The sequence below is a fragment of the Microbacterium sp. ZW CA_36 genome (assembly GCF_044987475.1).
In the GTDB taxonomy this organism is placed as follows: domain Bacteria; phylum Actinomycetota; class Actinomycetes; order Actinomycetales; family Microbacteriaceae; genus Microbacterium.
In genome coordinates this window covers 308,451-329,727 of sequence record NZ_JBJDRL010000001.1, presented here as the reverse complement: position 1 = coordinate 329,727, position 21,277 = coordinate 308,451, and the positions used below count along the sequence as shown (strand labels likewise).

The window sequence follows — 21,277 nt, the reverse complement described above, 5'->3', positions numbered from 1 at the left end:
GGAGGGGGTGCCGTCACCCGCGGCCGCGGCCGCGGCGTCGGCACCCCCTCCCGTCGAAGCCCCTCCGGTTCCCGCGGGACCGGTCACGCTGGAGCGCCTGCAGCAGGCCTGGCCGCAGGTGCTCGGTCAGCTCGAGAACGTCAGTCGCTCGTCGTGGATGCTCGCCTCCGGCGCTCGTACCGCTGCACTCGACGACGACGTGCTCACGCTCACCTTCTCGAGCCAGAGCGACGTCGCGAAGTTCAAGCAGCTCGCCGCCGGCAAGGGCCCGAGCGAAGACCTGCGCCAGGCGATCCTGGCCGTGCTCGGCATCCGTGTGAAGTACATCGCCCGTCATGACGCGGGCGGCGGTCCGGGTGGTCCGGCGCCATCCGGTCCGGCGAGTCCGTCGGCCTCCGGTCCCGGACGCGAGGCACCGCAGCGCCCGGTTGCTCCTGAGACACCTGCCGCTCCGCGAACGCCTGCGACGGCACCTGCCGCCCCCGCCGCAGCACGACCCTCGACCTCGTCAGGACCCCGTGCGTCGGCATCCGGTCCCACCCAGCGCGGCCCGGTCTCGGCGCCCCGCGCCTCGGCATCCGGGGCTGCGTCGACAGCGTCGGCTGCGGCCGCCCCCGTGACCGACTGGGCCGTCGCGGCGATCCCTTCCGACGACGACGCCCCGCCGCCCGACCCGGGCCCGGCGGCGCTGCCCACCGAGACGCCCGGCCAGTTCGCGGTCGACGACGAGCCCGAAGATGCGGCGACCTCGATGGCGCGCGTCGCAACCCTGGCGCCCCCGCGCGAGGGAGACGTTCTTCCGCGCACCGAGGTCGTCCCCTCGATCGAGCGCGACGACGACGAGCCCGAAGACGAGCCGGATGCCGTCGCCGACGTCCCGGTGCCGCCGACGGTCGCGCCGCCCCTGACTCCGGTGGTCACGACCCGCAACGGCGGCGTGCAGCGCTACGGCGAGGCGGTGGTGCGCCAGGTTCTCGGCGCCACCTTCGTGCGCGAGGAGCCCTACGAGCCGCCGACGAGGTTCAGCTAGCCCATGTACGACGGCATCGTCCAAGATCTCATCGACGAATTCGGCCGCCTGCCCGGGATCGGCCCGAAGTCGGCGCAGCGCATCGCCTTCCACATTCTGCAGACGCCCAACTTCGACGTGTCGCATCTCGCCGAGCTGCTCAGCGTCGTACGCGAGAGGGTGCGCTTCTGCGAGGTCTGCGGCAACGTCTCCGAGCAGGAGCGCTGCTCGATCTGCCGCGACCCCCGCCGCAACCTGACCCTCATCTGCGTCGTCGAAGACGCGAAGGACGTCGCCGCGATCGAGCGCACGCGGGAGTTCCGCGGGCTCTATCACGTGCTCGGCGGCGCGATCAGCCCGATCGCCGGCATCGGTCCGGACGACCTGCGCATCACCCAGCTGATGCAGCGGCTCGCCGACGGCACGGTGCAGGAGGTCATCCTCGCCACGAACCCGAATCTCGAGGGCGAGGCGACCGCCACCTACCTGAGCCGGCTGCTGCACACGCTCGAGATCTCGGTCACCCGTCTGGCGTCGGGCCTTCCCGTCGGAGGCGACCTGGAGTACGCCGACGAGGTCACGCTGGGCCGGGCGTTCGAGGGCCGACGCTCGGTCTGATCTCGACGGATGTCGGAACTCCGCCGTAGATTGGCGGTCGGCCGCCTCGCGCCGGGGTGCCGGTTCCCGGATGCTGAGTCCCGAGGCCTGCGCACCGATCCGTGCCGCGGCGGACGATCACTTGACGGAGAGACACCATATGAACTCCTCGCAGCGCTTCGACACGCGCGCGTGGCTGCTGTTCGCCGCGATGGCAGTGCTGTGGGGCATTCCCTATCTCTTCATCAGCATCGCCGTGGAGTCGTACTCTCCGGCTGCGGTGGTGGCGGGCCGCACGCTTCTCGGCGCCGTGCTGCTCCTGCCGTTCGCGATCCGGCAGAAGGCGCTGCGCCCCGCGTTCGCCAAGATCGGCTGGGTGCTGCTGTTCGGCGCCATCGAGATGGCGGGGCCCTTCCTGCTCCTCGGTCATGCCGAGCAGACGCTGCCGTCGGGGCTCACCGGTCTGCTCGTCGCGACCGTTCCGCTGTTCGCGGCGATCATCGCGTTCGGCGGAGGTGACCGTTCGGTTCTCAGCCCGGCGCGCAGCATCGGCCTCTTCATCGGCTTCGTCGGCGTCTTCGTGATCGTCGCAGGCCCCGGCCTCGCGGTCGAAGGCGGCGGCGGTCTCATCGCGGTCGGCGAGGTCCTGCTCGTCGCGCTGCTGTACGCGATCGCGCCGTTCGTCATCGCGACCAAGCTGCGCGACGTGCCCTCGCTCGGCTCCATCACCCTCGCGCTCCTCGCTGTCGGGATCTTCTACACGCCGATCGCGTTCCTGACGCAGCACCAGGTGCCGACCCTCGAGGGCACGCTGTCGCTCATCGCGCTGGCCGTCCTGTGCACGGCGGTGGCGTTCATCACGTTCTTCGCGCTGATCGCGCGCGTGGGCCCGGTGCGGGCGCCGCTGTTCACCTACGTCAACCCCGTCGTCGCGATCGTGCTCGGCACGCTCATCCTCGGCGAGCCGCTCACCCTCGGCCTGCTGATCGGAGTCCCGCTGGTGATCGCCGGGTGCTGGCTCGCCGCCACCGGCGGCACGGTGCGAGCTCGCAGGGCCACGGCCGACCTGCCGCCGATCGGCCCGAGCTGACCGCTGCCGGCGCGGCCGGCATCCTCCCCGCGTCAGCGGAGCACTTCGACGAGCACGATCCACGACACCAGCAGCGCCGCGACCACCGCGATGAGGGAGCCGGCCGCGAACCACAGCAGTCCGCCCGGCTGACCCGCCGCCAGCAGCGCGCCGCCGACGAAGTAGGCGAGCGGAGCGATGAAGCCGACCGCGGACTTGCCGGCGCGAAGCCGGTTGGCCGGATGCCGGTTCTCGAAGATCCGCCGTGCCGCCTGCACCTGAAAGACGCCGGCGCCGAGCGCGAGCACGATCATCGCGACCCCGTAGGGGAGCGCGCCGACCTCGGGGATGAGTCCGACCGCCGACCCGATGAGCGCGAGGACGAGACCGGAGATGCCCGCGGCGAGACGCGCCGTGAGAGAAGCCTCTTTGATGATGTCGCCGATGTTGACGCTCGCCGCGACGATGACGAGACCGGCCAGAGCCGCCGTCGCGCCGACCATCGCGACGTTGAACTCCGACCATGCCTCGATCTGCTCCATGCTCGGATGCTAGCGCCGAGACACATGGCCGGTGGCGCATGGGAGCGTCCGTAAGATGGAGCGTCGGGTGAAGTTCAGAAGCTCTGGTGCGGCATCCGTTCTCGCCCACCCCTGACATACGCGTGGAGTTCGATGTGGCGCTGATCGTCCAGAAGTACGGCGGATCGTCGGTCGCGGATGCCGAGAGCATCAAGCGCGTCGCGAAGCGCATCGTCGACACGCGCCGCGCCGGGCACGACGTCGTCGTCGCCGTGAGCGCGATGGGCGACACCACCGACGAGCTGCTCGATCTGGCGGGGCAGGTCGCGCCGATCCCCGCACCGCGCGAGCTCGACATGCTGCTCTCGAGCGGTGAGCGCATCTCGATGGCGCTGCTCGCCATGGCCATCCACTCGATGGGGTTCGAGGCCCGCTCGTTCACCGGCAGCCAGGCCGGCATGATCACGACCGCCGATCACGGCTCCGCGCGCATCGTCGACGTCACGCCGATCCGCCTGCGTGAGGCCCTCGACGAGGGCGCGATCGTCATCGTCGCCGGCTTCCAGGGGTTCAACCGCGACACACGCGACATCACGACGCTCGGCCGCGGGGGCTCCGACACCACCGCCGTCGCGCTGGCGGCGGCACTCCAGGCCGACGTCTGCGAGATCTACAGCGACGTCGACGGCATCTTCACCGCCGACCCCCGCGTCGTGCCGAAGGCGAAGAAGCTGACCGTCGTGTCGGCGGAGGAGATGCTCGAGCTCGCCGCCAACGGCGCGAAGGTGCTGTACATCCGCGCCGTCGAGTACGCGCGGCGCCACCGCGTGCTGATCCACGCCCGCTCCACGTTCAGCTCGGGCGTGGGGACCTATGTGCTCGGCCCGGGGATGAGCGTCCCCGAGGGCGAAAAGGGAGAAGAGATGGAAGAGCCGATCGTCGCCGGGGTCGCCACCGACCTGGGTCAGGCCAAGATCACCGTCATCGGCGTGCCCGACGTGCCGGGCAAGGCGGCCGAGATCTTCAAGGTCATCGCGAAGTCCGGGGCGAACGTCGACATGATCGTGCAGAACGTGTCGGCCGCCGCGACCGGCCGCACCGACATCTCGTTCACGCTCCCCAAGACCGATGCCGCGACGGCGCTGAAGGCCCTCGCCGGCGACCAGTCCGACATCGGCTTCGAGAACCTCGTCCACGACGACCAGATCGGCAAGCTCTCGGTCGTCGGCGCGGGCATGCGCACGCACTCGGGTGTATCGGCGACGCTGTTCGAGGCGCTCAGCGTCGCCGGCATCAACATCGAGATGATCTCGACGTCCGAGATCCGCATCTCGGTCGTGGTGCGCGGAGACGATCTGGCCGAGGCCGCGCGCGTCGTCCACACCGCCTACGGCCTGGACGGCGACATCGAGGCCACCGTCTACGCCGGCACCGGCCGCTGACCCCGACTCGCTCGGCGGCGGTCCCGCCTCATGCCACGAGATCAGGTGATGTCACCGGTGCAGGAGGATTCCTCGCGCAACGTCCTGTCCTCGTGAGATCACCTGACCCTGTGACGCCCGCCGCCCGCGGGCAGCAGCTGGCGCCGCGCCCGCCTCACGACGACACGCAGCCCTGGAGCAGCCCGTAACGGCGGACCTCGCCGCTGCGGCAGGGCGGTAGAATCGGGCAACCCCGCGCGTCCGACGGTGCCCGCGCGTCCGCTCCACGCTTGTGCCCACGCTGAGGAACACCATGACCCGCATCTCCGATTCAGGACTCTCCGTCGCCATCGTCGGCGCCACCGGCCAGGTCGGCGGCGCCATGATCGACATCCTCGAGGAGCGCGGGTTCCCGGTGCGCGAGATCCGCGCCTTCGCCACCGCACGCTCGGCCGGATCCGACATCATCTTCCAGGGCAAGGCCGTGACCGTGGAGGATGTCGCCACCGCCGAACTCGGCGGCATCGACATCGCCCTCTTTTCGGCCGGCGCCACGGGCAGCCGTGCGCACGCCCCGCGCTTCGCCGAGGCGGGAGCCGTCGTCATCGACAATTCCAGCGCATGGCGCATGGATCCCGACGTGCCGCTCGTCGTGAGCGAGGTCAACCCGCACGCGATCGCCGAGGCGCGCAAGGGCATCATCGCGAATCCCAACTGCACCACCATGGCCGCGATGCCGGCGCTGAAGGTGCTCGATAACGAGGCCGGTCTCGAGCGGCTCATCGTCAGCACGTACCAGGCCGTCAGCGGCTCGGGCCTCGCCGGGGTTCAGGAGCTGCTCGGCCAGGTCGAGGGCGTGCTCGCTCAGGGCGACGTCGAGCGGCTCGCCCGCGACGGCTCGGCGCTGGACTTCCCCCAGCCCGAGAAGTACATCGCTCCGATCGCCTTCGACGTCATCCCCTTCGCCGGGAACCTGGTCGACGACGGCCTCAACGAGACCGACGAGGAGAAGAAGCTCCGCAACGAGAGCCGCAAGATCCTCGAGCTGCCCGACCTCCGCGTCGCCGGCACCTGCGTGCGCGTGCCGGTCTTCACCGGCCACTCGCTCAGCATCAACGTGGAGTTCGCCCGCGACATCACGCCCGAGCGTGCGCGCGAGGTGCTCTCGAGCGCCCCCGGCGTGAAGCTCGAGGAGGTGCCGACGCCGCTGCAGGCTGCCGGCACCGACCCGGCATACGTCGGTCGCATCCGTGCCGACCAGTCCGCGCCGGAGGGCAAGGGGCTGGTGCTCTTCATCTCGAACGACAACCTGCGCAAGGGTGCGGCGCTCAACGCCGTGCAGATCGCGGAGCTCGTCGCTGCCAACCTGGGCGTCAGCGTCTGACCTTCCCTTCGACGACTCGAATGCGAGCGGATGCCGCGGCCGCGGCATCCGCTCGCTTGTCGTTTCGGCAAGAACCGCAGGACTTTCGGGGGAGGAGCCGGCGCCCGGTCAGGGGTGCTTTCCGGCGGAACTAGAATCATCTGGTGACCGAAACGCCCTCCGACGCCCTGCCCAGCCCTGACGACAGCGATCTCCCCACGGGGACGGTCGACGTTCTGCTGATCGGCGGCGGCATCATGAGTGCGACGCTCGGCACGCTGCTGCAGCAGCTGCAGCCCGACCTCAAGATCGCGGTCTTCGAGCGGCTGAGCGATGTCGCGCAGGAGAGCTCCAACCCCTGGAACAACGCCGGCACCGGCCACGCAGCGCTCTGCGAGCTGAACTACATGCCCGAGGGCAAGGACGGCACGGTCGATCCCGCCAAGGCGATCTCGATCAACGAGCAGTTCCAGCAGAGCCGTCAGCTGTGGTCGTCGCTCGTCGAGGCCGGCGTGCTCGACGCCCCGTCGACGTTCATCAACTCCACCCCGCACATGACCTTCGTGCGCGGTGAGAAGGACGTCGCCTACCTCAAGAAGCGCTACGAAGCGCTGAAGGACGAGCCGCTGTTCGCCGGCATCGAGTACAGCGAGGACTCCCGGGTCATCAACCAGTGGGCGCCGCTGCTCATGCAGAAGCGCCGCAAGGGCGAGCCGTTCGCGGCGACCCGGATGCCGGCGGGCACCGACGTCGACTTCGGTGCGCTGACCCACCAGCTCATCGACCGGCTCGCCGAGAACGGCGCGGACGTGCGCCTCAACACCGAAGTCCGTCGCCTGAAGCGCCTGCCCGACGGCTCGTGGCGCGTCAAGTACCGTCGCACCGTCGGTCGCACGCCCGGCGAGATCCGCGCGAAGTTCGTCTTCGTGGGCGCCGGCGGCTGGGCCCTGAAGCTGCTGCAACGGTCCGGCATCCCCGAGATCTCGGGCTACGGCGTGTTCCCGATCGGGGGGCAGTTCCTGAAGACCTCGAACCCGGCGGTCGTCGCCCAGCACAAGGCGAAGGTGTACTCGCAGGCGTCGGTGGGTGCCCCGCCGATGTCGGTGCCGCACCTCGACACGCGCGTCGTCGACGGCGAGGCGTCTCTTCTCTTCGGCCCGTTCGCGACGTTCAGCCCCAAATTCCTCAAGACCGGGTCGTGGTTCGACATCGTCGGCCAGGTGCGACCGGGCAACCTGGGTCCGATGCTCAAGGTCGCGTGGGACAACCCCAGCCTCATCACCTATCTCGTCGGTGAGCTGCTGAAGAACCACGCCAAGAAGGTCGACAGCCTCCGCGTCTTCATGCCGACCGCGAAGGACGAGGACTGGGAGATCATCCAGGCCGGCCAGCGCGCCCAGGTCATGAAGAAGGACCCGGAGAAGGGCGGCGTGCTGCAGTTCGGCACCGAGGTCGTCACCGGCGCCGACGGCACCATCGCGGGCCTTCTCGGTGCGTCACCGGGGGCGTCGACCGCGGTGTCGATCATGCTCGGTCTGCTGAAGACCTGCTTCCCCGACCGCATCGACGCGTGGGAGCCGCGTCTGCGCGAGCTCATCCCGACCTACGGCGACACCCTCAACGCTCGGCCCGAGGTCGCGCAGGAGCTGCTCGGCGAGACCGCGGAGACACTCGCCCTCACCGCCTAGCGCGCGTGGGGCAGTGGTCGCTGCATCCGTCGAGCCTCGACCGGAACGCCCGACCGTGGGAGCGCGAGTGCTCGCCCCCTAGGGTGGGGGCATGCGAGCACGGCTCACCTGGCGCGTCTGGGCGATCGCCGTCGCCCTGATCCTCGTCGTCGTGGTGGCCGGTGCCGTCGTTCTCGTCCGCGCGGCGGCGTCCGACGGTGGCGCCGGGGGAGTCGCCCTGCGATCGAGCGCCGGTGGCGCGGCGGCACTGCGGGTGGCGGCATCCGTCGACGACTTCGCCTACGACTCGTTCGAGGCCGATTACTGGCTCGGAAGGGATGCCGGCGGCCGGAGCCAGCTCTACACGACCGAGACGATCGTCGCCCGCTTCCCGGACTTCGACCAGAACAAGGGCATCGTCCGGTGGATCCCGCAGGCGGATTCGGGCATCGCGCACGACCCCGTGATCGTCAGTGTCACGGGTGCCGGCGGCGAACCGATCCCCTGGTGGACCGAGGAGGACGAGGAATTCGTCTATGTCCTGACCGGGGACGACACCTACGTGCAGGGGACGCAGACCTACGTCATCACCTACACGATGAGCGACGTCGTGCTGCGCTACGAAGACACCGACGCCGATGAGTTCTACTGGGACACCGTCGGCACCGACCACGCGCAGTCGTTCGGCGAGGTGCGTGCGCACGTGCACCTCCTGGGCGACGCGGCCGCAGGGCTGCAGCCTCACCGGGTCTCCTGCTACAGCGGACCCGCCGATTCCACCGAGCCCTGCGACATCCAGGCGGCGCCGCCGACCGCGCCTCCCGATGAGATCGCGGTGTGGGCTCTGGGGCATGGCATCACGGCAGTGGGGGAGCGGCAGCTCGCCTTCACCGCCGCCGAAGCAGGCGTCGGGCAAGACGAGAACGTCACCGTGGCGATCGGCTTCGAGCTGGGTACGTTCTCGGCGCCGACACCGCCACCGCCTCCGCCGTACCCCTGGTGGGAGTGGATCCTGCCCGTCCTGGGGCTTCTCGCCGGGTTCGGCGGACTGGTGTTCGTCCTCGCGATGAGGCGCTTCCTGCGCCGCAATCCCGATCGCTCGCCGGTCATCGTGCAGTACTCGCCACCGGTCGATGAGTCGCCGACGCTGTCGGCCGGTGTCCTCGGCGTGCCCGCGAAGGGGCTCGCCGCCCACGTCGTCGACCTCGCGGTGCGAGACAAGGTCGAGATCACGGCATCCGGCGATCGGTCCGACGCCGACGATTTCGACGTCATCCTGCGGGATGCGAACGGGCTCGAGCACGACGATCGACGCATCGTGATGACGCTGTTCGGAAGGGATGCCGCACCGGGCGACCGCGTGGACCTGGGGGTGTTCGCCAAGAAGCCGCCGGTCCGGGCGGTGACCTATGTGCGCCGCATCGAGGACGCGACGGTCGATCGCGGCTATCGCAGCAAGACCCCTGGCTGGGTCGGCGGGGTTCGCGGCCTGCTGCAGTTCGGCGGCCTGGCGGTCGCCGTGATGCTGACGTTCTTCCTGGACGCGGTGCCGTCGGTGCTGACGGATCTCGGCGCACTCGGCGGCTGGATCAATTTCCTCTCGATCGCGAGCGCGTTCGGCGCCTTCATCGTGCTGCCGTTCATCGGCCTCCCCAAGACGACGCTCACGTTCGCCGGCGGCACGCACAAGACGTACCTGGAGGGCATCCGCGCGTACCTGCGCCTGGCTGAGGAGGATCGCCTCCGGGCGGCGCAGACACCGCGGACCGCCGACCTCGTGTCGGGCGGACGCCGCGCCTACACCGACGCCCCGAACGCACCCGGGGCGGAGGTCGTCAACCTGTACGAGCGGCTCCTGCCGTACGCGGTGCTGTTCGGCATGCAGCGCGAGTGGGTCTCGGTGATCCGTGCTGCGCAGCCCGCCGAAACGCCCGTGGCACGCGTCGCCCTGTTCGACTCGGTCACGTCCGACTCGCTGTCGAATGCGTCCTCGTCCATCGGACGCCTCGCCGCCACACCCGTCTCGCGCGGAAGCTCCTCGAGCTCGTCCGGGTCGTCGTTCTCGAGCAGCTGGTCATCGTCGGGCGGTTCCTCCGGCGGCGGATTCTCGGGCGGCGGGGGAGGAGGTGGCGGCTTCGGCGGGCGGTGACGCCGCCACCGACTACGCTCGATCCGTGGCCAAGCTCTACTTCCGCTATGGGGCGATGAACTCCGGCAAGTCGACGTCGCTCCTGCAGGCCGCGTACAACTACGAGGAGCGCGGTCAGCATGTGCTGCTTGCCAAGCCCTTGATCGACACCAAGGGTGCCGACCAGATCGACAGCCGCCTCGGCGTCAAGCGCACGGTCGACTTCCTCGTCGGCCCCGACGACGACATCCGTGCCCTGTTCGCCGAGCACCGCGCGCGTGTGAGGGCGGATGCCGCGGCCACGCTGGTTCCGGAATCCGAGGAGCACGAGGTCGACGTCGCATGCTTCCTCATCGACGAGGCGCAGTTCCTCACCCGCGAGCAGGTGGACGACCTGCTGCGTATCGTCGTGTTCGACGGCGTCCCCGTGCTGGCCTACGGCATCCGCACCGACTTCCAGACGCAGGCGTTCCCCGGCTCGGCGCGGCTGCTGGAGCTGGCCCACAGCCTCGAAGAGCTCAAGACGATCTGCCGCTGCGGTCGTAAGGCGCTGTTCAACGCCCGCCTGGTCGGGGGCCGGTTCGTCTTCGACGGTGACCAGGTCGCCATCGACGAGCTCACTGCGGACCGCATCACGTACGAATCGCTGTGCGCCGAGGACTACCTGCGCGCGTCGGGCGGGCGCCTGGAGTGACCCCCGGGCGGGGGGCGCTCAGGCGGTCTCGGGCGCGCGTCCGCGGCGACGAGGGAGCGGCACCAGCATCGAGGTCGTTCGCTGGTAGTCCCGATACGCGGGGTATTTCGCGGCGGAGATCGACTCGGTGAAGATCGTCGAGCCGATGAAGAGGACCGTGAGCAGCGCGGGCCCGGCGATGGTCCAGTTGAGCCAGCCGCCGCCCTCGGCGACGAGAGCAACCGCACCGAGCGCGTAGAACGCCCACCACTGCGCCTGCTCGAAGAAGAAGTTCGGGTGCCGGCTGTAGGCGAACAGGCCGGTGGTGAGGAAGGGCGGCTCGAGCGTGCCGCCGGCCGCCTTCTTCGCCTGGTGGAAGTTCCATTGCTGCTGGTCGGCCACGGTCTCGCCCACCAGGAGCGCCGCGAAGACCACTGCGAATGCGGCATCCCACCCGTTGAAAGGCGCTGGATGCTGCCAGGCGATGAGGGCCGGCAGCGTGATGAGCACCAACAGGGCGCTCTGGAACCCGACGATGAAGAGCAGGTTGAACACCTGGAACTGCCACCGCTTCATCCGCCCGCGCAGGACCGCCCAGCGGTAGTCCTCCATGCCGGTGTAGCCGCCCTTGCGCGCGAAGTTGAAGGTCAGCCGCACACCCCAGGCGGTCACCAGCACCGCCATCACGACCAAGCGCGTGGCGTCGGCTCCGGCGGCGAGGGCGGCACCGGCGAAGATCCACACGTAGATCACCGGGACGATCGACCAGATCCGGTCGATCCACGACGTCTCGTTCGTGATGAGCGAGGTGATCCAGCAGAACGCGGCAGCGACGCCCGCGACGATGAGGACGAGGGGGAGGGGATCCATGCGGTCAGAGTATCGCTCCCGGGCGACATCGCGCGTCACACGGGTTGTCTGTGGTCGGACCACACGTTATCGTGGTCTGACCACACCGTGCTCTTCATCGAGGAGGGCAGGCGGATCCGACATCGACGAGGAGATCCGTGGCAGGGACCCCCACTTCCCCGGCGATCGCACCGGCGCGCGCCTGGCGTGTCGTGCTCGAGAGGATCGAGACCGACCTGCTCGACGGCACGCTGCGCCCGGGCGATCGGCTCGCCCCCGAGCGCGAGCTCGCCGCCACCCTCGGGGTCGGTCGGTCCAGCGTGCGCGAGGCGCTGCGCGTGCTCGAAGTGATGGGCCTGATCCGCACCGGCACCGGCTCGGGGCCGACGTCCGGCGCCATCATCATCGCGACACCCGAGGGCGGCATGTCGGCCCTGCTGCGGCTGCAGGTCGCCGCGCAGGGCTTCCCCTTCGACGACGTCGTCGCGACCCGTCTCGTGCTCGAATCCGCCGTCGTGGACGCGGTCGCGACCGACCCGGCGCTGTCCACGGCGCGCGCCCGTGACGTCCTAGACGCGATGGACGCCGTCGACCTCACCGCACCGGAGTTCCTCGCGCTCGACGCGCAGCTGCACCTCGCCCTGGCCGAGGCGTCGGGCAACGTCGTGATCGCCGCCATGATGGCGGGCCTGCGCACGGCGATCGAGTCGTACGTGCAGGCGGGCGCCGCCGGCATCGCGCAATGGGATGCCGCGGCCGACCGCCTCCGCCGTGAGCACCACGCGATCCTCGACGCCGTCGACGCGGGCGATGCGGTCCGCGCCCGAACCCTCGTCCACGACCACATCGTCGGCTACTACGCCTCGGCGGGCCTCGCGCGCGCCGCCGCCACCGACCCCGTCCCCGGATCCGCTGCGACGGGTCCGACCTCCTGAAAGGCAACCCCATGGTCCAGCGCCAGCTCCCCAAGCCTGCTGAGCTGCTCGAGCTCATGCAGTTCAAGAAGCCCGAACTCGACGGCCGCAAGCGCCGGCTCGAGGCGGCGCTCACGATCCACGACCTGCGGACGATCGCGAAGCGTCGCACGCCCAAGGCGGCCTTCGACTACACCGACGGCGCCGCCGAGGGCGAGTTCTCGCTCGCGCGTGCGCGCCAGGCGTTCGAAGACGTCGAGTTCCACCCCGACATCCTGCGACCGGCCGAGCACGTCGACATGTCCACCGAGATCCTCGGGGGTCCGTCGGCGCTGCCCTTCGGCATCGCGCCGACCGGCTTCACGCGCCTCATGCAGACCGAGGGTGAGACCGCCGGCGCGGGTGCAGCCGGGGCCGCAGGAATCCCGTTCACGCTCTCGACGCTCGGCACCACGTCGATCGAGGACGTGAAGAAGGCCAACCCGCACGGGCGCAACTGGTTCCAGCTGTATGTCATGCGCGACCGCGAGATCTCGTACAACCTGGCGCGCCGCGCGGCGGCCGCCGGCTTCGACACGCTGCAGTTCACCGTCGACACGCCCGTCGCGGGCGCGCGCCTGCGCGACAAGCGCAACGGCTTCTCGATCCCGCCGCAGCTGACGCTGGGCACGATCATCAACGCCATCCCGCGGCCGTGGTGGTGGTACGACTTCCTCACCACGCCGAAGCTCGAGTTCGCCTCGCTCTCGACCACCGGCGGCACGGTGGGCGAGCTGCTGAACTCGGCGATGGACCCGACGATCAGCTACGACGACCTCGCGATCATCCGCGACATCTGGCCGGGCAAGATCGTGGTCAAGGGCGTGCAGAACGTCGCGGACTCGAAGCGGCTCATCGATGCCGGCGTCGACGGCATCATCCTCTCGAACCACGGCGGGCGCCAGCTCGACCGCGCGCCGATCCCCTTCCGGCTCCTGCCCGAGGTGGTGCGCGAGGTCGGCAAGGATGCGACCGTCATGGTCGACACGGGCATCATGAACGGCGCCGACATCGTCGCCTCGATCGCGCTCGGTGCGAAGTTCACCCTCATCGGCCGCGCGTACCTCTACGGCCTCATGGCGGGTGGCCGCCAGGGCGTCGACCGCACGATCGCCATTCTCCGCAGCGAGATCGAGCGCACCATGAAGCTGCTCGGCGTCTCCACCCTCGCCGAGCTGGAGCCGCGCCACGTCACCCAGCTGACGCGCCTGATGCCGCTTGCGGGCGCGCCGGCTGAGGCTGTCGGCGGCGGGGCACCGCGCGTGCGTGTCGCGTCCGGCGCGGCAGCGCGGGCTCCGAGGACGACGGCGAACGGCAAGACGGATGCTGCGGCATCCCGTCCGGCGAAGACCACGGCGTCGAAGGGCACCACGTCGCGCCCCCAGGGCTGATCCGTTCGACGCTTCGCTCGCTCAACGCCCGCACCGGTCTCGTCGGGCGTTGAGCGAGCGAGGAACGAGCGAGACGAAACGCCCGGGGCTCGGCACAGTCGCGAAGCTCGGGGCGTTTCGTCTCGGTCGCTGGCGCTCCCTCGCTCAACGACCGGGGGGCTCTGCGTCGCATGCTCGACGGTCCGAGGGAGCGGGTCGTCGCAGTCCGGTCGTTAAGCGAGCGACGGCTGAGCCAGGATTCCGGTCGTTGAGCGAGCGAGGAACGAGCGAGACGAAACGCGTGGGGCTCACGCCGGCCCCCGGCAAACGCGTCAGACGCGGACGGGAAGCGTGGGGATGAGCTCTTCGAGGTAGTCGGCGGTGTCTTCCCAGCCCTCGACCGCGTGGCAGCGCACGCCGATCGCGAGGACGGGGTAGTCGTTGCCGTCCGGGTCGAGGCGGTCGCCGACGAAGAGCATGTCGTCGAGTGCGATGCCGGTCTGCTCGGCGAGTCGGCGCATGCCGTAGGCCTTGTCGATGCCCTGCTCGGTGATGTCGACAGACGTCGAGCCGCCCGAGCGCACCTCGAGGTCGGGCAGCAGGGCAGCCACCGCGGCACGCAGGGCGTTCTTCTTCTCGCCGGTCGGGTCCCACGCGGTCTTGGCGGAGACGGGAGCCTGCTGGCCGAGCGCCGAGAAGGTGATCTGCGAGCCGCGGTCCTCGAGGATGTCGCCCCACGTCTCGGATTCCCAGAGCCCGAGGCGACGCGCCTCACCCTCGACGGCAGCGAGTGCCCGCGACTTCTGATCGTCGGTGAGCGAGCGCTTGTAGACCGTGACGACCTCGTCCTCGGTCAGGCGGTAGTACTGGGTGCCGCAGGTCGGCAGCAGGTGCAGTCGAGCGAGCGCGGCAGGGGACGCCTCCGGAAGCCGGTCGACGACCTGCGTCGTGAACTGACCGAGCTGACCACCGGAGATGATCGCCACCTCGACGCGCTCGGCCAGCGCGATGAGCAGCCCGCCGATGCGCTCGTCGATCTGGCTCTTGGAGGGTGCGAGGGTGTCGTCGAGGTCGAAGGCGACGAGAAGGGGCGGGATGCTGTCCGTCACGGTGTCCGTCCTTTCATGCCAGAGGCTCCGCCTCGCGGCGGAGCCTCTTCGCTGTCGGGGTGACAGGATTTGAACCTGCGGCCTCTTCGTCCCGAACGAAGCGCGCTACCAAGCTGCGCCACACCCCGTCGACAACCCCATGAGTCTACCTGATCGTGAGCCGTGCTCCGAACCGAGGGCGTCGGGACGCGACGATCGCGACGCCGATGCTGACCAGGCCGATGGCGATCGCCGGGGCGTGCGGACGGCACTGACATCGAGCCCGGTCGCGGCGAGCGCGGCCGGCGGAGGACTCGGAGCGACGTCGGCAGCGGCGGGGCCAGGCGTCGTCACAGCGGGCGTCGGGGCGGGCGTCGGCTCCACCGCAGGCGGCGCGACGACGGCGACCTGCGACGGTTCGCCGAAACGCTCGGTCCACACGAATTCCGGTCCGGTGTGGGCCGCCACCGCGGCGATCTGGTCGGCACCGCTCACGCTCCACACCGCTGTGTAGAAGCCGGGGGCCGTCATCTCCCACGGTGATGTGACGGTGTACGCCGCTGTCGGACCGAGGACGGGATCGGTCGTGACCTGCAGAGTTCCTGCGGCCGTCGCATCTTCGGGAACCTCCGAGTTCGGAGCCGGCTCAGCATCGGTGCGGTAGACGACCGCACGGGCGGTCACGGGCAGATATGAGCCGTCCCCGGAACGGGGCCACGATCCGTCCTCTGCAGCGAACGTGACCTGGTCGATGTACGGACCTGGAGCCGTCTCCCGCGCCGGCACCTGTGTCGCGATGGACGGCGAGAACGGGGGGACGCGCGGGGCGGCATCGGCTCCCGCGATGTCGAACGGCACAGCGCCGGCGGGACCGGCGGTCTGCTGGCCGCCCGGCGTGGTGTAGTGGCGCACTGCGGCGGGCGGGCCCGCGGTCAAGCGGCCTGTGCCGCTGACGGTGTACGCGCGGCCCGGCTCAGGCTGGACCGTGCGGATGGCGTAGGTCGTGCCCGCCGTTGCGCCCTCCAGCGTGGGTGTACCCGTCGTGGCGAAGACGGCGTTCACAAGGGTCACGGTCCCGGTCGCGGCGCTCGTGGCGTCGACGCGCACCGTGCCGGTCCGGTGGTCTGCGGGGTCGGTCGAGAACGCCAGACTTCCGCTCGCGTCGACCGCGTTCTGCGCCGCGCGGACGGCCTCGTCGTAGTAGGCGACAGCCCGCTCCTGGACGGCCAGGTCATGCTGCGGCGCGAGTGCAGACATCGTCCAGTGGATCGCGCCGGCAAGCGAGTCGCCCCGGTATCCGAACGCGTGGAGCGTCTCCTCGCGGTTCGCGATCGCTTTGACGGCCCACGCCACCGCGGCAGCCTGGACGGGATCATCGGTCTGCCCGTAGGCGGACACCAGGAGATTGATCCCGGCGAGCTGCTGCGACGACAGCCCGGCGGCCGATCCACTGATGCCGTGGTCGCTGCTCGGCCCGGTGGGAGCAGGCGCACCCGGGGTGATGCAGTACGTATGCACGCCGTCGATCAGCATCGAGCCATGCCATCCGTAGGCCGAGATCGGTGCCCACGTGCCGAATCCGGTACCGCGCTCGGCGGCGTCGGCGCGCGGCGGTGCTGCGACGTCTATGACGAAGAGCACCGCCAGGACGACGATGACGAGGATATAGGCGGGCAGAGGGAGAGTGCGCGATCGAAGCAAACGCACGAGGCGGGAGGGGCGACGCGGTGTCAGGGGGAAGGACGGAGGTTCTGTTCTCGGCACATTGCGAGACTGCCCGCCCCGTGTGTTCCCTGGGCCACCGTCGCGCCGATCTGTGGACCAAGCGCGCGAAGCCCCGCTTGGGGAGGAGTCGAGCGCTACGCCTGAGCCACGAGGGTCAGAAGCGATGCCTCGGGCCGGCACGCGAAGCGCACGGGTGCGTAGATCGAGTGTCCGAGACCCGCGCTGACGTTCAACGGCACCGTGCGCCCGCCGTGCGTCCACGAGCTGAGTCCGCGCGCCTGCTTCAGTGGGATGTCGCAGTTCGCGACAAGAGCGCCGAAGCCGGGGATGCGCACCTGACCGCCGTGCGTGTGGCCGGCGAAGACGGCGTCGGCGCCAAGGTCGACGAAGTCGTCGAGCACGCGCCGGTAGGGGGCGTGCGTCACACCGAGCGTGAGGTCGGCGGACTCCTGGCTGCGCAGCGCCGACAGCGGGCCGGGGAGGGCGTCGAGCTTGTCCCACTCGCGGTGGGCGTCGCTGACGCCGAACGCCGCGATACGGCGGCCCGCGGCATCCATCGTTCCGACGCGGTTGTTGAGGTCGAGCCAGCCGAGCTCGTCGGTGAGGTACTCGTCGAGCGCCTGGGTGTCGAGCGGCTCGGACGTGTGCTTGACCTTCGACGGCCCGGTGAAGTACTTCAGGGGGTTGCGGGGGGAGGGAGCAGCGTGGTCGTTCGAGCCGTGGACGAAGACGCCCGGGATGCCGCGCAGCGGGTCGAAGGCCGCGCGCAGACCGCGAAGGCCGTCGACGTGACCCATGTTGTCGCCGGTGTTCACGACGAGGTCGGGCTCGAGCTCGGCGAGGGCCGCGATCCACTCCTGCTTGCGATGCTGCCACGGCGCCATGTGCGCGTCGGAGAGATGGAGGACCCTGATCGGCGCGGAACCGGCGGGAAGCATCGGAACGTCATGGAAGCGGACCGTGAACAGGTAGCGCTCGATGCCGACGCCCCAGATCGCGGCGCCCGCGCCGACCGCCCCCACCGTGCCGAGCACGGTGAGGGCGGTGCGAGTTGCTGCAGGCGGCACTAGTCGTCGTCACCGCCGCCGGGCCCGCGGCCCCCGCCGCCGCAGACTGCGGCCGTGTAGTCGACGGCGATCGACGTGTTGCGGTTCACGACGCTGCCGGCGGACGGGTTGGTCGCGCCCGCTCTCGTCTGAGCGCCCAGTGCGGCGTCGGCCGTACAGCTGCCGTCGCTCACGTTGCCGAAGCCCGCGCTGCGCAACGCCTTCTTGGCGTCCTCGAGCGTGCTCCCCGACACGTTGGGGATCGTGAGACCCTCTCCGTTGCTGGGGTTGATGGTGACGGTGCTGCCGCCCGCGACCTTGCCTGCGCCCGGGTTCTGAGCGCCTACGACACCCGCGGGCTGGTCGGAGTCCACCGGGTCGCCGACGCTCACGCTGAAGCCGGCGTCCTCGAGCGTCTTGGTCGCCTGCTCGATGGTCTGGCCGACGACGTTGGGGAGGTCGGTCAGCACCTGCTTGGTCAGCTCGGAATCCGGGCCTGCGAACCTGTCGCCGCCATAGGCTGCGTTCGCCGCCGCCTGCACGTCTCGCGTGATGCGGTACCGGATATCAGACAGGCGGACGCCGTTGTACGAGGTCTTGAAAATGTCGCCGCCGCCCTGGACGTTGCCTGCCCACGTCGCCGTCGCGACCTTCGTGCTCGACTCGATGAGCCACGACTGGATCTCTTCGTGCGTGCCGGTCTTTCCGATGAGAGGCGTGCCGTCGCGCGGGTTGCCCTGGTTTCCGGTGCCACCGTTCATCACGCCCTGAAGGGCATAGGCCGCCGTCGCCGCAACACGGGGCTCGAGAACCTGGTTGCACGTCCGTTCGGGCTTCGGCAGGTCGTTGCCATCGGAGTCGGTGATCCGGTCGATCACCTGCGGCTGGCAGTAGATGCCATTGTTGGCGACCGTCGCATACGCCTCGGCCATCGCGAGGGGCGAGACGTTCGCGGTGCCGATCACCGAGTTGAGGTTCTCCATCTTGATGGGATCGCCGTTGCCCTGCGTGACGCCCATCTTCGTGGCGACGTTTGCGATGTCGCAGAGGTCGAGCTTCTCCGCCATGGCGAAGTAGCCGGTGTTCAGCGAAGACGCGGTGAACTGCATCGGCGTGCCGACGCGGCCTCGATCTCCGGCGAAGTTCCCTGTGGGCTTGGTCGCCGTGTTCGTCCACGTCTCGCCGCAGACGGTCAGCTTCTTGAACAGGCGGAGCGTGCCGTTGAGCGTCTCGTTCACGGACTTGCCCTTCTCGAGCCAGTCGAGGAGTGTGAAGAGCTTGAACGTCGACCCGGCGTTGAAGCCGGTCGAGTTGCCGAACTGCAGATCGCCGGCGTAGACCTGCGCCGAGTAATTCAAGTCGGGCGCGACGGAGGCGTCCTCACTGAACTTGGTGTTCTGCGCCATCGCGAGGATTCGGCCGGTGCCGGCCTCAACGCTCACGGTGGTGGAACCGAAACGACCGGGCGAGGGAACAGTCGTGCCCTGGCGCATCTCGATCGAGGACGGCGCGTAAGTGGCCATAGCCTGCTCGGCGGGGGCCTGGACGCGCGGGTCGAGCGTCGTGTAGACGTTGAGGCCACCACGCTGGAGCGTTTCCTGGCGGTCCTCGGCGGTCTCGCCGAAAGCCGGGTCATTGAGGATGACGTACTTGACGTACTGGCAGAAGTAGGCGGCGCCGCCGGCGTTGGCGCAGCCGGTCTTGGGCGGGTTGATGGCCGGCGTGATCGGCCAGACCGCGGCCTCGACGTACTGCTCGCGCGTGATCTTGCCGTCGTCGAGCATGCGGCTCAGCACGTACAGCTGGCGGACCTTCGTGGAGGTGTAGCCGTCGGCCGCGGCGAGCTTCTGCTCCTCCGTGATCTCACCCGAGGCAACGAGGTCGTCGAGCACGGTGAGGTTCGCGCCTTCGTCGATGACCCCGTCCGGCGCCTTGTTGAACGTCGCGCCGTCGGCGCCGAAGATCGAACCGCCCGTCCTATCGATGCGGTAGTTGTTGGGGTTCTGCACCATGCCGGCCAGCGTTGCCGCCTGCGCCACGGTGAGGTTCGCGGCGCTGGTGGTGAAGTAGTAGCGCGCGGCGGCCTCGATGCCGTAAGTGATGCCGCCGAAGTTGGCGATGTTGAGATAGCCGAGAAGGATGTCGTTCTTCGAGTACTTCTGCTCGAGGGCGATCGCGTAGCGCATCTCCTGCAGCTTGCGCGTGTAGCCCTCGGAGCCCTCTGCGGTCGTCGCATCGGTCCAGCAGTTGAGGAGCGCCTGGTCGCGACTGACCTTGACCACCGCCGCACCGTTCTCGTCGAGGACCGGCTCGCCGGCCTCGTCGGTCTCGTACTCCGTCTCGGCGTTCTGCTCGCACTTCTGGATCAGCACGTTCTTCACGTACTGCTGGCTGATCGACGAGCCGCCCTGCGTCTCCGAGGCGCCTCCCGCGTTGGACAGCAGAGCGCGTGTCGTGCCGATGAGGTCGATGCCGCCGTGCTGGTAGTAGCGCGGGTCCTCACTGGACAGGAGCGCGTCGTACATGACGGGGTTGATCTGGTCGAAGGACACCGGGGTGCGGTCCTGCTCGAGGAACTGCGTCATCAGGCTCGGCTGACCCGTGGCGGGATCGGTGTAGTAGAAGTTGCTCGGCAGCATGAGCTTGTCGATCTCGAGCGAGCTCGGCAGATTGTCGAACATCGTGATCGCGCGCTCGGCCGCAGTGCTCGTGATGGCGACCGCGGGGGTGATCGTCGCTGCGATGAGGACACCGGCTGCGGCGCTGAGGCCCACGAGCCCGGCGAGTCCGCCGAGCACACCTGTGGCCGTGCGTTTGGTATCAGGCATAGGCTTGATCGTAGGGGAGATACCTGGGCGATTCCCTCAGAGACGTGCGCCCGCTGAGGTGTTTCCCAGCCTTCACCTGCCGTCCTTTCCGCATATCCGAGGAGTCGCGATGACGACGTGGGAGTACCTCACCACGCCCCTTCTGATCCACAACACCGCCGCGATCCTCAACAACTGGGGCAAGCAGGGCTGGGAGCTCGTCCAGGTCGTCCCAGGTCCCGAGGGCGGTCTCGTCGCCTACCTGAAGCGCCCTGTCGGCGGGGGACAGCAGAATGCGGGGCTGGATGCCGCAGCCCAGGCCGCCCAGCAGTTCGAGGGGGCGTGACCATGACCGTCAGCGACCGTCTCGCCGAACTCGGCATCGCCCTTCCCGACGTCGTCCCGCCCGTCGCCGCGTACGTGCCCGCCAAGGCGCACGGCGACCTCGTCTACACCGCCGGCCAGCTGCCGATGGTCTCGGGCGCGCTGCCCGCGGTCGGCAAGGTGGGCGAGGGCGAAGGGCTCGTCCCCGCGGCCGACGCCAAGGGATACGCCCGCCAGAGCGCCCTCAACGCCATCGCCGCCGCGGCGGCCGCCGTCGGCGGGGTCGACCGCCTCACCGGCGTGGTCAAGGTCACCGGCTTCGTCGCATCCGTTCCCGAGTTCACCGGCCAGCCGGGCGTGATCAACGGCGCCAGCGAGGTCCTCGGTGAGGTCTTCGGCGACGTGGGAAGGCACGCGCGATCGGCGGTCGGCGTCCCCGTGCTGCCGCTCGACGCCCCCGTCGAGGTCGAGGTCGTCTTCTCGTACGCCTGACACCAAACGACAGAGCGGATGCCGCAGCCCTGGGCTGCGGCATCCGCTCTTCTCGTTCGCCCGATGTCGGTCGTTGAGCGAGTGAGGAACCAGCGAGACGAAACGCCCCGGACTCTCCGCACTGTCCCGGGGCGTGTCGTCTGCGGGCGCTAGAGCGCCCTTCGCTCAACGACCG

The 21,277-nt window shown here is 69.6% G+C and carries 17 protein-coding genes, 1 tRNA gene and 1 pseudogene; 12 read left to right on the top strand and 7 right to left on the bottom strand.

Features of this window, described 5'->3' with window-relative positions:
* The 3 genes and pseudogenes from ACI3KX_RS01510 to ACI3KX_RS01500 all read left to right on the top strand — a co-directional run.
* Positions 1 to 1,030 (top strand): annotated as a pseudogene (locus ACI3KX_RS01510) (DNA polymerase III subunit gamma and tau); the annotation flags it as partial.
* 3 nt (positions 1,031 to 1,033) lie between these two features.
* A complete protein-coding gene (gene recR / locus ACI3KX_RS01505; protein ID WP_349428237.1) occupies positions 1,034 to 1,627 on the top strand; it encodes a recombination mediator RecR in 594 nt (197 codons plus the stop codon).
* 139 nt (positions 1,628 to 1,766) lie between these two features.
* On the top strand, positions 1,767 to 2,696 hold the full coding sequence (locus tag ACI3KX_RS01500; protein ID WP_404907258.1) for a DMT family transporter: 930 nt from the start codon (positions 1,767 to 1,769) through the stop codon (positions 2,694 to 2,696).
* A gap of 32 nt (positions 2,697 to 2,728) precedes the next feature.
* Here the strand turns inward: ACI3KX_RS01500 and ACI3KX_RS01495 are convergent, their stop codons facing one another.
* Positions 2,729 to 3,217, bottom strand: a complete 489-nt coding sequence (locus ACI3KX_RS01495; protein WP_363353720.1) for a hypothetical protein — start codon at positions 3,215 to 3,217, stop codon at positions 2,729 to 2,731.
* A gap of 134 nt (positions 3,218 to 3,351) precedes the next feature.
* On the opposite strand from ACI3KX_RS01495, the gene ACI3KX_RS01490 reads away from it, so the two are divergent.
* From ACI3KX_RS01490 to ACI3KX_RS01470, 5 genes are all read left to right on the top strand, one after another.
* Positions 3,352 to 4,638 carry an aspartate kinase gene (locus ACI3KX_RS01490; protein WP_363353718.1) on the top strand — a complete coding sequence of 429 codons (1,287 nt, stop codon included), beginning with the start codon at positions 3,352 to 3,354 and terminating at the stop codon, positions 4,636 to 4,638.
* Between the two features lie 292 nt (positions 4,639 to 4,930).
* Positions 4,931 to 6,001 carry an aspartate-semialdehyde dehydrogenase gene (locus ACI3KX_RS01485; RefSeq protein WP_349428234.1) on the top strand — a complete coding sequence of 357 codons (1,071 nt, stop codon included), beginning with the start codon at positions 4,931 to 4,933 and terminating at the stop codon, positions 5,999 to 6,001.
* A 167-nt stretch (positions 6,002 to 6,168) separates the two neighbouring features.
* Positions 6,169 to 7,668: a malate:quinone oxidoreductase gene (locus ACI3KX_RS01480; protein ID WP_404907267.1), complete on the top strand. Its 1,500-nt coding sequence runs from the start codon at positions 6,169 to 6,171 to the stop codon at positions 7,666 to 7,668.
* Between the two features lie 91 nt (positions 7,669 to 7,759).
* Positions 7,760 to 9,796 carry a DUF2207 domain-containing protein gene (locus ACI3KX_RS01475; protein ID WP_404907255.1) on the top strand — a complete coding sequence of 679 codons (2,037 nt, stop codon included), beginning with the start codon at positions 7,760 to 7,762 and terminating at the stop codon, positions 9,794 to 9,796.
* 25 nt (positions 9,797 to 9,821) lie between these two features.
* A complete protein-coding gene (locus ACI3KX_RS01470) occupies positions 9,822 to 10,469 on the top strand; it encodes a thymidine kinase (RefSeq protein ID WP_331912316.1) in 648 nt (215 codons plus the stop codon).
* Between the two features lie 18 nt (positions 10,470 to 10,487).
* Here ACI3KX_RS01470 and ACI3KX_RS01465 read toward each other — a convergent pair whose 3' ends face one another.
* The gene (locus tag ACI3KX_RS01465; RefSeq protein ID WP_404907253.1) at positions 10,488 to 11,318 is read right to left on the bottom strand and encodes a DUF1295 domain-containing protein; all 831 of its coding nucleotides are present in this window, start codon (positions 11,316 to 11,318) and stop codon (positions 10,488 to 10,490) included.
* 137 nt (positions 11,319 to 11,455) lie between these two features.
* On the opposite strand from ACI3KX_RS01465, the gene ACI3KX_RS01460 reads away from it, so the two are divergent.
* Together ACI3KX_RS01460 and ACI3KX_RS01455 are read left to right on the top strand one after the other, a co-directional pair.
* Positions 11,456 to 12,232: a FadR/GntR family transcriptional regulator gene (locus ACI3KX_RS01460; protein ID WP_404907251.1), complete on the top strand. Its 777-nt coding sequence runs from the start codon at positions 11,456 to 11,458 to the stop codon at positions 12,230 to 12,232.
* A gap of 11 nt (positions 12,233 to 12,243) precedes the next feature.
* Positions 12,244 to 13,641 carry an alpha-hydroxy acid oxidase gene (locus ACI3KX_RS01455; RefSeq protein ID WP_363353709.1) on the top strand — a complete coding sequence of 466 codons (1,398 nt, stop codon included), beginning with the start codon at positions 12,244 to 12,246 and terminating at the stop codon, positions 13,639 to 13,641.
* A gap of 311 nt (positions 13,642 to 13,952) precedes the next feature.
* Here the strand turns inward: ACI3KX_RS01455 and ACI3KX_RS01450 are convergent, their stop codons facing one another.
* The 5 genes from ACI3KX_RS01450 to ACI3KX_RS01430 form a co-directional block, all read right to left on the bottom strand.
* Positions 13,953 to 14,729, bottom strand: a complete 777-nt coding sequence (locus ACI3KX_RS01450; RefSeq protein ID WP_363353707.1) for an HAD-IIB family hydrolase — start codon at positions 14,727 to 14,729, stop codon at positions 13,953 to 13,955.
* Positions 14,730 to 14,783: 54 nt separating this feature from the next.
* Positions 14,784 to 14,857, bottom strand: a tRNA-Pro gene (locus ACI3KX_RS01445).
* A complete protein-coding gene (locus tag ACI3KX_RS01440; RefSeq protein WP_404907249.1) occupies positions 14,835 to 16,415 on the bottom strand; it encodes a hypothetical protein in 1,581 nt (526 codons plus the stop codon). Before ACI3KX_RS01440 ends, ACI3KX_RS01445 begins: the two co-directional genes overlap by 23 nt.
* A 152-nt stretch (positions 16,416 to 16,567) precedes the next feature.
* A complete protein-coding gene (locus tag ACI3KX_RS01435; protein WP_349428227.1) occupies positions 16,568 to 17,500 on the bottom strand; it encodes a metallophosphoesterase in 933 nt (310 codons plus the stop codon).
* Positions 17,500 to 20,307, bottom strand: coding sequence for a transglycosylase domain-containing protein (locus tag ACI3KX_RS01430; RefSeq protein WP_404907248.1), 2,808 nt, complete (start codon positions 20,305 to 20,307; stop codon positions 17,500 to 17,502). Before ACI3KX_RS01430 ends, ACI3KX_RS01435 begins: the two co-directional genes overlap by 1 nt.
* 109 nt (positions 20,308 to 20,416) lie before the next feature.
* Between ACI3KX_RS01430 and ACI3KX_RS01425 the strand changes: the two genes are divergently transcribed.
* Positions 20,417 to 20,632 (top strand): hypothetical protein, encoded by a 216-nt coding sequence (locus tag ACI3KX_RS01425; RefSeq protein ID WP_308869972.1) that lies wholly within the window; start codon positions 20,417 to 20,419, stop codon positions 20,630 to 20,632.
* A gap of 2 nt (positions 20,633 to 20,634) precedes the next feature.
* A complete protein-coding gene (locus ACI3KX_RS01420) occupies positions 20,635 to 21,102 on the top strand; it encodes a RidA family protein (protein ID WP_404907246.1) in 468 nt (155 codons plus the stop codon).
* Positions 21,103 to 21,277: the final 175 nt, after the last annotated feature.

Excerpts from the sequence above, each read along its gene's own strand:
- ACI3KX_RS01425 (WP_308869972.1), top strand. The coding sequence starts at position 20,417 with ATGACGACGTGGGAGTACCTCACCACGCCCCTTCTGATCCACAACACC.
- recR (WP_349428237.1), top strand. The coding sequence starts at position 1,034 with ATGTACGACGGCATCGTCCAAGATCTCATCGACGAATTCGGCCGCCTG.
- ACI3KX_RS01455 (WP_363353709.1), top strand. The coding sequence starts at position 12,244 with ATGGTCCAGCGCCAGCTCCCCAAGCCTGCTGAGCTGCTCGAGCTCATG.
- ACI3KX_RS01420 (WP_404907246.1), top strand. The coding sequence starts at position 20,635 with ATGACCGTCAGCGACCGTCTCGCCGAACTCGGCATCGCCCTTCCCGAC.
- ACI3KX_RS01475 (WP_404907255.1), top strand. The coding sequence starts at position 7,760 with ATGCGAGCACGGCTCACCTGGCGCGTCTGGGCGATCGCCGTCGCCCTG.
- ACI3KX_RS01495 (WP_363353720.1), bottom strand. The coding sequence starts at position 3,217 with ATGGAGCAGATCGAGGCATGGTCGGAGTTCAACGTCGCGATGGTCGGC.
- ACI3KX_RS01500 (WP_404907258.1), top strand. The coding sequence starts at position 1,767 with ATGAACTCCTCGCAGCGCTTCGACACGCGCGCGTGGCTGCTGTTCGCC.
- ACI3KX_RS01485 (WP_349428234.1), top strand. The coding sequence starts at position 4,931 with ATGACCCGCATCTCCGATTCAGGACTCTCCGTCGCCATCGTCGGCGCC.
- ACI3KX_RS01430 (WP_404907248.1), bottom strand. The coding sequence starts at position 20,307 with ATGCCTGATACCAAACGCACGGCCACAGGTGTGCTCGGCGGACTCGCC.
- ACI3KX_RS01465 (WP_404907253.1), bottom strand. The coding sequence starts at position 11,318 with ATGGATCCCCTCCCCCTCGTCCTCATCGTCGCGGGCGTCGCTGCCGCG.